At 49.8% G+C, this 12,015-nt stretch carries 9 protein-coding genes; 8 read left to right on the top strand and 1 reads right to left on the bottom strand.

Annotated features, from left to right (window positions below):
* Window positions 1–17 precede the first annotated feature (17 nt).
* The 8 genes from BMY63_RS00570 (at window position 18) to rpiB (ending at window position 10,611) form a co-directional block, all read left to right on the top strand.
* Window positions 18–1,709 (top strand): sodium:solute symporter, encoded by a 1,692-nt coding sequence (locus BMY63_RS00570; RefSeq protein ID WP_091899254.1) that lies wholly within the window; start codon window positions 18–20, stop codon window positions 1,707–1,709.
* A gap of 12 nt (window positions 1,710–1,721) precedes the next feature.
* Window positions 1,722–2,399: an NUDIX hydrolase gene (locus BMY63_RS00565; protein WP_091899253.1), complete on the top strand. Its 678-nt coding sequence runs from the start codon at window positions 1,722–1,724 to the stop codon at window positions 2,397–2,399.
* A gap of 27 nt (window positions 2,400–2,426) precedes the next feature.
* Complete coding sequence (locus BMY63_RS00560) at window positions 2,427–3,131, top strand: L-ribulose-5-phosphate 4-epimerase (RefSeq protein ID WP_091899252.1); 705 nt, start codon at window positions 2,427–2,429, stop codon at window positions 3,129–3,131.
* Window positions 3,132–3,207: 76 nt separating this feature from the next.
* Window positions 3,208–4,749, top strand: coding sequence for an L-arabinose isomerase (gene araA / locus BMY63_RS00555; RefSeq protein WP_091899251.1), 1,542 nt, complete (start codon window positions 3,208–3,210; stop codon window positions 4,747–4,749).
* A gap of 72 nt (window positions 4,750–4,821) precedes the next feature.
* Window positions 4,822–6,414 (top strand): xylulokinase, encoded by a 1,593-nt coding sequence (locus tag BMY63_RS00550; protein ID WP_091914045.1) that lies wholly within the window; start codon window positions 4,822–4,824, stop codon window positions 6,412–6,414.
* Between the two features lie 62 nt (window positions 6,415–6,476).
* The gene (locus BMY63_RS00545) at window positions 6,477–8,066 is read left to right on the top strand and encodes an alpha-N-arabinofuranosidase (RefSeq protein WP_091914043.1); all 1,590 of its coding nucleotides are present in this window, start codon (window positions 6,477–6,479) and stop codon (window positions 8,064–8,066) included.
* Between the two features lie 8 nt (window positions 8,067–8,074).
* Window positions 8,075–10,087: a transketolase family protein gene (locus BMY63_RS00540; RefSeq protein ID WP_091899248.1), complete on the top strand. Its 2,013-nt coding sequence runs from the start codon at window positions 8,075–8,077 to the stop codon at window positions 10,085–10,087.
* An 83-nt stretch (window positions 10,088–10,170) separates the two neighbouring features.
* The gene (rpiB, locus tag BMY63_RS00535) at window positions 10,171–10,611 is read left to right on the top strand and encodes a ribose 5-phosphate isomerase B (protein WP_091899247.1); all 441 of its coding nucleotides are present in this window, start codon (window positions 10,171–10,173) and stop codon (window positions 10,609–10,611) included.
* Between the two features lie 272 nt (window positions 10,612–10,883).
* On the opposite strand, the gene BMY63_RS12480 is transcribed toward rpiB, so the two are convergent.
* A complete protein-coding gene (locus BMY63_RS12480) occupies window positions 10,884–12,005 on the bottom strand; it encodes an MltF family protein (RefSeq protein ID WP_305729031.1) in 1,122 nt (373 codons plus the stop codon).
* Window positions 12,006–12,015: the final 10 nt, after the last annotated feature.

The following is a 12,015-nucleotide window of genomic DNA, read 5'->3' as shown; positions in this document are numbered from 1 at the left end:
TAAAATAACAAACAATTATGGCATTATTAGATTGGATTGTCATTGGCGTCTTCTGCTGTGCGCTGATAGGCATTGTACTTTGGGTCGTCAGCCAGAAAAACGACAACTCGGCAGACTATTTCCTTGGTGGTAAGGATGCTACATGGATTGCCATTGGTGCATCTATCTTTGCGTCAAACATCGGCTCAGAACACCTGATTGGCCTCGCAGGAGCAGGAGCATCCTCGGGTATGGCCATGGCCCACTGGGAGATCCAAGGATGGATGATCCTAATCCTGGGATGGGTGTTTGTTCCTTTCTATACACGAAGCATGGTTTATACCATGCCTGAGTTCTTGGAGCGCCGCTACAATACACAGAGCCGCACTATTCTCTCCGTCATCTCATTGATAAGCTATGTTCTGACAAAAGTGGCCGTGACGGTTTATGCAGGTGGACTTGTGTTCCAACAGGTTTTTGGTATTGAAGAACTCTGGGGTATTGATTTCTTCTGGATTGCCGCTATCGGACTAGTACTTATCACCGCCATCTACACTATTTTCGGTGGTATGAAGAGCGTACTCTACACCTCCGTACTGCAGACCCCGATCCTTCTGTTAGGTTCGCTGATTATCCTTGTCTTGGGTATGAAAGCCCTCGGTAGTTGGGATCAGATGCTCCAGCTCTGTGATGTTAAACCTAACTACGAAGGTGCCACAGGTACAATGGTCCATCTGATGCGTTCCAACAGCGACCCGCAGTATCCATGGCTGGGCGCCCTAATCGGATCTGCTGTCATCGGTTTCTGGTACTGGTGTACTGACCAATATATTGTTCAGCGTGTCCTTTCTGGAAAGAATGAAACTGAGGCCCGTCGCGGTACCATCTTTGGAGCCTACCTGAAGTTGTTGCCCGTATTCCTGTTCCTTATCCCTGGTATGATTGCTTTTGCACTCCATCAGAAATATGCAGGCGACGGTGGTTTCCTGCCTCTGCTCGCCGACGGTACACCTAATGCCGATGCAGCCTTCCCCACCCTTGTGGCTAAGATTCTGCCTGCAGGTGTGAAGGGTCTTGTGGTCTGCGGTATTCTTGCAGCCCTGATGTCATCATTAGCTTCGCTGTTCAATTCTTCAGCCATGCTGTTTACCATTGACTTCTGGAAGCGTTTGAAACCCGAGACCTCAGAAAAAAGTCTCGTACGTATTGGACAGACGGCTACTGTCGTTATCGTAATTCTTGGTATCCTGTGGATTCCTATCATGCGTTCCGTAGGTAATGTGCTTTATAACTATCTGCAGGATGTCCAATCTGTATTGGCTCCTGGTATTGCAGCAGCCTTCCTGTTAGGTATCTGTTGGAAACGTGCATCTGCCAAGGGTGGTATGTGGGGTTTGCTTTCAGGTATCATTATCGGTCTGACACGTCTGGGCGCAAAGGTATACTACAGCAATGCGTCAGATGCCGCTGACACCTGGTTCAAAGCCGTGTTCTACGACTTCAACTGGTTGTTCTTCTGCGGTGTAATGCTGATTGTCTGCTGCCTGATTGTTATTATCGTATCTCTCTGCACTGCCGCTCCTGATGAGCAGAAGATCCGAGGACTTGTCTTCGGAACCAGCACACCAGAGCAGCGCGCAGCTACACGAGCCAGTTGGAATCACTGGGATATTATCCACACTGTGATTATCCTTGGCTTCACTGTTGCATTCTACATCTATTTCTGGTAATCAACGAGCAATATGACCACTTTCTACGGTGAACATTCAAAAGTTTGGGTATCGGTTGACTGCATTATCTTCGGCTTTGACGAAGGAAAGTTACGCATACTGATTGGAAAACGTAAGATGGATCCCGGACGCGGCGAATGGAGCCTCTACGGAGGCTTCGTTCGTCACGACGAAAGCATCGACGAGGCCGCCAACCGTGTGCTCTTTGACCTTACCGGACTCCGAAATCTCTATATGCGACAGGTAGGAGCCTTCGGTAGCGTAGACCGCGACCCTGGCGAACGAGTCATCTCCATCGCCTATTACGCCCTCATCAACGTTAACGACTATGACGACCGTCTGCGTCGAGAGCATAGCGTAGAATGGGTAAATATCGACGAGATTCCCCATCTTTACTCCGACCACAATGAGATGGTACGTAAGGCACGAAAGATGATGCAACAGAAATTGGCACATGAGCCTGTAGGCTTCCGACTTCTGCCCAGTCTGTTTACGCTCACCCAACTACAAAAATTGTATGAGGCAGTAAATGGTTCTGAACTCGACAAGCGCAATTTCAGAAAACGTATCAAAGAAATGGACTTCATCGAGAAAACAGAACTGATTGACAAGACAGGCTCCAAACGAGGAGCCTATCTCTATCGTTTCAACAAAAGAGCCTATAACGAAGACCCAAATTTTAAATTGTGACAACAGATAGAAAGAATTATATAGAATATGTTAGAAGAACTGAAAGAAAAAGTATTCAAGGCAAACCTCGATCTCGTAAAGCACAATCTCGTGATCTTCACATGGGGTAATGTGTCAGGAATCGACCGTGAGAACGGACTAGTAGTCATCAAGCCTTCTGGTGTTGATTACGATGTGATGAAAGCATCAGACATGGTTGTGGTAGACCTCAAGACAGGCGAGGTCGTAGACGGTGAACTGAACCCGTCATCCGACACCCCGACACACCTCGTCTTGTACAGGGCTTTCCCAGAACTAGGCGGTATCGTCCACACCCACTCTACCTATGCCACGGCATGGGCACAAGCAGGTAAGGACATCCCCAATATCGGCACAACACATGCAGACTATTTCCACGATGCCATTCCATGCACAGACGACATGACAGAAGCAGAGGTGAAAGGCGACTATGAGTTAGAAACAGGTAATGTGATCGTAAAACGTATTCATGCAGATAACATCAATCCTGTTCACACGCCTGGTGTACTGGTTAAGAACCATGGCCCATTCTCGTGGGGTAAGGATCCTGACAACGCTGTTTATAACGCCGTTGTTATGGAACAGGTTGCCAAGATGGCTTTCGTATCGTTCTCTGTGAACCCGCAGACCACGATGAACCCGCTTCTTATTGAGAAGCACTTCTCACGCAAGCACGGACCCAATGCCTACTACGGTCAGAAGAAAAAGAAATAACATTAATAATAACTATTGACCCAAGCCCCAGATATGGTCATCCTTTCTATAAAGGGATAAGAGGGGGTATCTATTTATGATCAAAGCATTTGATAATTATGAGATTTGGTGGGTAACTGGTGCACAGCTTCTGTATGGAGGCGATGCAGTGGTTGCTGTAGACGGACACTCAAAGGAGATGGTTGCCGGACTAAATGAAAGCGGTAACATCCCCGTGAAGATTGTATATAAGGGCACAGCCAACAGTTCTAAGGAAGTAGAGCAAGTGATGTTGGCTGCCAATAATGATGAGAAGTGCGTGGGTATCATCACCTGGATGCATACTTTCAGTCCTGCCAAGATGTGGATCAAAGGTCTGCAGCAGTTGCAGAAGCCCCTGCTCCACTTCCACACACAGTACAACGCAGAGATTCCCTGGAGTGAGATAGACATGGACTTCATGAACCTGAACCAAAGTGCTCACGGTGATATCGAGTTCGGACACATCTGCACCCGTATGCGTATTGCCCGCAAAGTAGTGTGCGGCTACTGGAAGGATGAGAAGGCTCAGAAACAGATTGCCGTTTGGGCACGTGTGGCAGCAGGTGTGGCTGATGCCAAGAATGTTCGCTGCTTGATGTTCGGTATGAACATGAACAACGTTGCCGTAACTGATGGCGACCGCGTAGAGTTCGAACAGCGTCTGGGTTATCACGTAGACTACTACCCTGTCAGCTCTCTCATGGAATATTTCAAGAAGGTGACTGATGCAGAGGCCGATGCGCTCGTTGAGGAATACAAAAAGCTCTACACGATCAAGATCGACGAGAGCGGCGAACAGGTTTACTGGGAGAAGGTTAAGAACAGTGCCAAGGCAGAGATTGCTCTGCGCCGTGTACTGAAGGATGAAGGTGCTACAGCCTTCACCACCAACTTCGACGATCTGGGCGATGCCGATATCGATGCACCAGACTTCTGCGGTTTCGACCAGATTCCTGGTCTGGCTTCACAGCGTCTGATGGAAGAGGGCTACGGCTTCGGTGCCGAGGGTGACTGGAAGACAGCTTGTCTCTATCGTACCCTTTGGGTTATCCAGCAGGGCATGCCTACTGGTTGCTCATTCCTCGAGGACTACACATTAAACTTTGCCGGCGACCGTTCATCTTGTCTGCAGAGCCACATGCTCGAAATCTGTCCGCTGATTGCAACAGATAAGCCCAAACTTGAGGTTCATTTCCTCGGCATCGGTATCCGCAAGCAGCAGACAGCCCGTCTGGTATTCACCTCCAAGACTGGCCGTGGTATCAAGGCAACCGTTGTTGACCTTGGCAATCGCTTCCGTCTGATCTCTCAGGAAGTCGAGTGCATCGAGCCGAAGCCCATGCCTCATCTGCCTGTTGCTTCTGCTCTTTGGATTCCTCAGCCCACCTTCGAGATTGGTGCTGCAGCATGGATTCTAGCAGGTGGTACGCATCACAGCGCATTCTCTTACGACATTAACGAGGAATACTGGGAAGACTTTGCCGAGATGACAGGCATCGAGTATGTCCGCATCAACAAGCAGACCAACATCGCCGACTTCAAGCAGACGCTCCGCAATAACGAGGTATATTATATGCTGAATAAGGCGCTGAAATAATCATCTTAACACAGAGGTACAGAGACTTCCATAGAAGCAACTCTGTATCTCTGTGTTGATAAAAAAACGACTATGACAGCAAAAGAAACTATTCAGGCTGGAAAAGCCATACTGGGAATCGAATTCGGTTCCACGAGAATCAAGGCTGTTCTCATCGACGAGGATAATAAACCCATCGCACAAGGCTCACACGAGTGGGAGAATCAACTCGTAGACGGCCTTTGGACCTATTCTACCGAAGCCGTATGGTACGGACTGCAGGATTGCTATGCCGAGTTACGCAAAGATGTGCAGAAGCAATATGACTGTGAGATCGAGACGCTCGCTGCTATCGGATTCTCTGCAATGATGCATGGTTATATGGCCTTCAACGAAAAACAAGAGATCCTCGTACCCTTCCGTACCTGGCGTAATACCAACACAGGCAAGGCTGCAGCAGAACTCTCCAAGCTTTTCAACTACAACATCCCCCTCCGTTGGAGCATTAGTCACCTCTATCAGTGTATCCTCGACAACGAGGAGCATGTTTCCGACATCAAATACCTAACCACACTGGCAGGTTATGTACACTGGCAGGTGACAGGACAGTTTGTCCTTGGTGTCGGCGACGCATCAGGTATGATTCCTGTTGACCCCAAGACCAAGACTTACGATGCCACAATGGTTGAGAAGTTCGATAAACTCATCGCTCCGAAAGGTTTCTCTTGGAAGCTGCTCGACATTCTTCCTAAGTCACTTAACGCAGGCGAGAGTGCAGGTTTTCTCACTCCAGAGGGTGCTAAGAAACTCGATGCTTCTGGCCACCTGAAAGCAGGCATCCCCGTATGTCCTCCTGAGGGTGACGCAGGTACAGGAATGGTGGCTACCAACGCCGTGAAACAGCGCACAGGAAACGTCTCTGCAGGAACTTCATCGTTTTCGATGATCGTGCTCGAGAAGGAACTCTCAAAACCTTACGAGATGATTGACATGGTAACCACTCCCGATGGATCACTTGTGGCTATGGTTCACTGTAACAACTGCACCAGCGACCTCAATGCATGGGTAAACCTCTTTAAGGAATATCAGCAACTACTTGGTGTTCCAGTAGATATGAATGAGGTATTCGGAAAACTCTACAATAACGCATTGAACGGTGATGCCGACTGTGGCGGACTCGTATCCTACAACTATATCAGTGGTGAGCCTGTCACTGGACTTGCTGAGGGCCGCCCCTTGTTCGTGCGTTCTGCCAACGATAAGTTCAACCTTGCCAACTTCATGCGTGCTCACCTGTATGCCTCTGTCGGCGTACTGAAGATCGGCAACGACATACTGTTCAAGGAAGAAAAGATCAAGGTTGACCGTATTACCGGACACGGTGGTCTTTTCAAGACCAAAGGTGTTGGTCAGCGTGTTCTCGCTGCCGCCATCAACAGTCCGATATCCGTCATGGAGACTGCCGGCGAAGGTGGCGCATGGGGTATCGCCCTACTGGCCGGCTATATGGTAAGCAATCCCAACAAGCTTTCTCTCGCCGATTATCTGGAAGAGGTGGTCTTTGCGGGAAATACAGGAACATCCATTGCTCCAACCCCAGAAGACGTCAGCGGATTCGAGAAATACATAGAGAATTACAAGCGTGGTCTTGCCATTGAGCAGTGCGCTGTAGACAATAAGAAGTAAGGATAAGTGTGGGGAAAATTCCCCACCTATCCGTATTATAATATAAATATGGTATACAAAGTATGAAGAAACAGTTCCTTTTATTGATGATAGCTGCATTCTCCATGCCTGTAATGGCGGCAGACAATGTGAAGGCTACGGTTCATGCCGATCAGGGCGGAGCCAAGATTAACCGTGAGATTTACGGACAATTTTCAGAGCACCTTGGATCATGCATCTACGGCGGTCTTTGGGTGGGCGAAAACTCACAGATTCCCAATATCAATGGCTACCGCAAAGACGTATTCGAGGCTTTGAAGGCCTTGAAAGTGCCCGTACTCCGCTGGCCTGGCGGCTGTTTCGCAGACGACTATCACTGGATGGACGGAATCGGTCCAAAGGATCAGCGTCCCTCCCTGCGTAACAACAACTGGGGCGGTACCATCGAGGACAACTCTTTCGGAACCCATGAGTTCCTGAATCTCTGTGAGATGCTCGACTGCGAGCCCTATATCAGCGGTAACGTTGGTTCCGGAACTGTGAAGGAGATGGCTCAGTGGGTGGAGTATATGACCAGTGATGGTGATACGCCGATGGCCCGTCTACGCCGTCAGAACGGTCGCGACAAAGCCTGGAAGGTGAAGTACTTCGGTATTGGCAACGAGGCCTGGGGCTGTGGTGGAAACATGCGTCCTGAGTATTATTCTAACGAGTATCGTAAATTCAACACCTACCTGCGCGATCAGGGCAACAACAAGCTTTACCGTATTGCCAGTGGTGCCTCAGACTACGACTACAACTGGACCACGGTCTTGATGGAGAATATTGGTCGTCAGATGCAAGGTATTTCTCTGCACTACTACACCTGCACAGGATGGAACGGTCCTAAAGGCTCAGCTACGCAGTTTGATACCGATCAGTACTACTGGGCTTTGGGCAAGTGCCTGGAGATCGAAGAGGTCATTAAGAAACACAAGGCCATCATGGACGAGAAAGACCCCCAAAATACGATTGGCTTGCTCGTTGATGAGTGGGGAACATGGTGGGACGAGGAGCCTGGTACCATTCCTGGACACCTATACCAACAGAATGCCCTACGCGATGCTTTCGTGGCTGCACTGTCGCTCAACGTGTTCCATAAGTACACCGATCGTGTGAAGATGGCTAACATCGCCCAGATAGTGAACGTGCTCCAGTCAATGATCCTCACCGATCAGGAGGGTACGGGTCATATGGTGCTCACCCCGACTTACCATGTGTTCGAGATGTACACCCCGTTCCAGGAGGCCACCTTCCTCCCACTCGATCTGGAGAGTGAGACCGTCCAGTGCAGCAAGGAGTACTTCAAGGAGAAGGCAAAGACTGCCGACAACTCTACTCGTCCTTGTCCGCTACTCTCAGGCTCAGCCGCCAAGACCACTGATGGCAGCATCGTGCTGGCTCTGACCAATGTCAGCCTCGACAAAGACCAAACCATCGATGTCAATATCGACGGCTACAAGGCCAAGGCTGTTAGCGGCCGTATCCTCACTTCTAAGAATGTTGCCGACTATAACGACTTCCAGCATCCTAACACAATTGCTCCCAAGGAGTTTAAGGATGCGAAGCTGAAAAATGGTATTCTGACGGTGAAGGTACCTGCAAAATCGATTATCGTATTAAATATCAAATAACACTCATTATGAACGACAACAAGATTATGAACAAGGCAGCGGACAATATCCGTATTCTCGCTGCCTCCATGGTTGAGAAAGCCAAGTCCGGACACCCCGGTGGTGCCATGGGCGGTGCCGACTTTATCAACACTCTGTACAGTGAGTTCCTCGTCTATGACCCCGAGAATCCCGCATGGGAGGGTCGCGATCGTTTCTTCCTTGATCCAGGTCATATGGCTCCAATGCTCTACAGTCAGCTCGCCCTTATCGGCAAGTTCACTCTGGAGGATTTGAAGAACCTGCGTCAATGGGGTTCGGTAACTCCTGGTCACCCTGAGCGTGAGATTGAGCGTGGCATCGAGAACACCTCTGGTCCTCTCGGACAGGGTCATTGTTTTGCTGTTGGCGCTGCCATTGCCGCTAAGTTCCTGAAGGCTCGTCTGGGCAATGTCATGAACCAGACCATCTACGCCTACATCAGTGATGGTGGTGTGCAGGAGGAGATCTCACAGGGTGCTGGTCGTATTGCTGGTAACCTTGGACTCGACAACCTGATCATGTTCTACGACGCCAACGATATTCAGCTTTCTACCCGTACTGAGGTGGTGACCTGTGAGGATACCGCTAAGAAGTATGAGGCATGGGGATGGTTTGTTCAGAAGATCAACGGTAACGATGTTGACCAGATTCGTGAGGCCATTAAAAAGGCTCAGGCAGAGAAGGAACGTCCTTCACTCATTATCGGCCACTGCGTGATGGGTAAGGGTGCTCGTAAGGCCGACAACAGCAGCTACGAGAGTAACTGTGCTACTCATGGTGCGCCTCTCGGTGGCGATGCTTATATCAACACGATGAAGAATCTGGGTGCCGATCCTGAGAATCCGTTCCAAATCTTCCCTGAGGTACAGGAGTTGTACGCTAAGCGTGCCGAGGAATTGAAGAAGATTGTGGCTGAGCGCTATGCCGAAAAGGCTGAGTGGGCCAAGGGTCATCCCGTACAGGCCAAACAGCTCGAGGAATGGTTCAGTGGTAAGGCTCCGAAGATTGACTGGAGTAAGGTTGAGCAGAAGGCAGGAAGTGCAACCCGTAGTGCCAGTGCTGCCGTTCTGGGTCAACTCGCTGAGCAGGTTCCCAACATGATCTGTGCATCTGCAGACCTCTCTAACTCAGATAACACTAACGGCTTCCTGAAGAAGACTAAGGATATGGTGAAGGGCGATTTCAGTGGTGCCTTCTTCGAGGCTGGTGTCGCTGAGCTCACGATGGCATGCTGTTGTATCGGTATGGCACTGCATGGTGGTGTGATCCCCGCCTGCGGAACCTTCTTCGTATTCTCTGATTACATGAAGCCCGCCGTTCGTATGGCAGCCCTGATGGAGTTGCCCGTGAAGTTCATCTGGACGCACGACGCCTTCCGTGTAGGTGAGGACGGTCCTACCCACGAGCCCGTTGAGCAGGAGGCACAGATTCGTCTGATGGAGAAACTGAAGAACCACAGCGGCAAGAACTCCGTACTCGTTGTTCGTCCTGCCGATGCCGAGGAGACCACCGTCTGCTGGCGCATGGCTATGGAGAATGTCGACACACCTACCGCTCTTATTTTCTCTCGTCAGAACATTGAGATGCTGCCCGAGGGCAACGACTACAACCAGGCTACCAAGGGTGCCTATGTTGTTGCAGGTAGTGACGAGAACTACGACGTGATCCTGTTGGCTTCAGGTTCTGAGGTTTCTACCCTGGAGGCTGGTGCTAAGCTGCTCCGCGAGGATGGTGTGAAGGTACGTATCGTGAGCGTTCCTTCTGAGGGCTTGTTCCGCAGTCAGTCGAAGGAGTATCAGCAGAGTGTTCTGCCCGCAGGCAAGAAGAAGTTCGGTCTCACCGCAGGTCTACCCGTAAACCTCGAAGGTCTGGTAGGTGCCGACGGTACTGTATGGGGTCTTGAGAGCTTCGGTTTCTCTGCTCCCTACAAGGTGCTCGACGAGAAGCTCGGCTTCACAGGAGAGAATGTTTATAAGCAGGTAAAGGCTCTGCTGGGATAAATATTTAGACACAGAGGTACAGAGACACAGAGTAAGATGATCTCTGTATATCTGTATCTCTGTGTTGATTATTACATAAGACTATGGAAATAAAGACAGTAGGAGTTGCCTGCGACCATGCAGGCTTCGCATTAAAGAAATTCGTTCTCCAGTATCTGGAGGAGAAAGGCTACCCTTACAAGGACTATGGCACATGGAGCGATGCCTCCGTCGACTATCCCGACTTTGGTCACGCGCTGGCCGAGGGTATCGAGAGTGGTGAGGTCTATCCTGGCATTGCCATCTGTGGTAGTGGCGAGGGAATCTCAATTACGCTCAACAAGCACCAGCAGGTGCGTGCAGGTCTGTGCTGGATTCCTGAGATTGCCCATCTGATCCGTCAGCATAACGACGCGAATGTTCTTGTGATGCCAGGTCGTTTCATCGACAACAATATGGCTCGCAAGATCATGGACGAGTTCTTCACCGCAACCTTCGAAGGTGGCCGTCATCAGAAGCGCGTGGACAAGATTGCGATTAAGTGAGCAAAATGAAAATTCATTTTCATTTTCGAACGTGAGCAATCTCGACCAACGGTCAAGTTGCGATTAAGTGAGCAAAATGAAAGTTTGCTTCCATTTTCGAACGTGAGCAATCTCGACCATAGGTCAAATTGCGATTAAGTGAGTAAAATGAATGTCTACTTTCATTTTCGAACGTGAGCAATCTCGGCCATAGGCCAAATTGCGATTAAGTGAGTAAAATGAAAGAGGCAAATAATGTTCTGGCGGATTCGGAAATCCGCCAGAACATTTTATTATATATCATACTTGTTCTTACGTTTATCAGCCTTACGAGGCTGAGAAGGATGGAACCCCATGTGAGGTGTTTTCACCCCTTGATAGCCAGCATGCCGCTGACGGATCTTTGAGACATAGTCGACGGTCTCACTTCCCCGCATATAACCATATTTCACCAACGGATCATTATAATACTGTGGTGAGGCCAGTTTCAGGACATACGTTGACACGTCAGCCCAGCGATGAGGATTACGTCCATCTCGCTTGGCCAACTCCATCGCATCACGGATATGATGGGTACCTCCATTATAGCTGGCCAACACAAAGTTGGTACGCTCATAGTGATCGCGTATGTCTGCGAAAGCTTTTTGCAGCTCCGCGATATACTTAACAGCAGCTGCAATATTTGTCTCTGGATCATAGAGCTTACTTCGAGGAACACCCAGATGATCCGCTGTGCCAGGCATGATCTGCATCAGTCCCTTCGCACCAGCGAACGATACCGCTCGTGGATCGAAAGTCGACTCCTGATAGCATTGGGCGGCCAGCAAGCGCCAGTCCCAACGGATATCGCGGCTATATGTCATGAAATAATGGTCGTAATGAGAGACGATGCCACCTTTGGCATCAAGCATCGGCGAGAACACACGTCGACGTACCTTCTTGGTGGTGAGCAATGCCGTCTCTTCCTTTCTCACCTCTTCGATCAGTGAGGGGCGATACCAGCCTTTGAACTCCTCTGACAACTCTTGTTTCTCCTTTCCGACTTGTATATGGCCTGGTGTAGCCCATGCCACGAGATCCACTTCGTCCTCCTCAAGCCTACGGGCCAGTTCGATACTGTCACGACACACCTCCACCCGCAGACGCACACCGAGAGAGTCGGCAAAATGCTGACAAATCAGATATTGCGTGCCAAGCTGCTTCCCATGATAGTCGTAATAGGTCTGCGGCCCACTGAGCGTAGCCATAATCAGTTCACCGCTCGTCTGGATATCAGGCAGATCGAACTCCTCAGTGACAGTGACGGAGTCGAGTACCGAGCCATAGGGCGTGACCACCCGCTCCCGTTTAGACGAGCAGGAGGCAAGCATAAAAAGCACCCCTAAAACTGCAAGAATATTCAAAAACCTCATCATCCGTCAAGAA

The organism is Prevotella aff. ruminicola Tc2-24, from assembly GCF_900110895.1.
GTDB lineage: Bacteria > Bacteroidota > Bacteroidia > Bacteroidales > Bacteroidaceae > Prevotella.
Note: the sequence above shows the minus strand (reverse complement) of the source record. Positions and strands in the feature narration are given on the sequence as shown.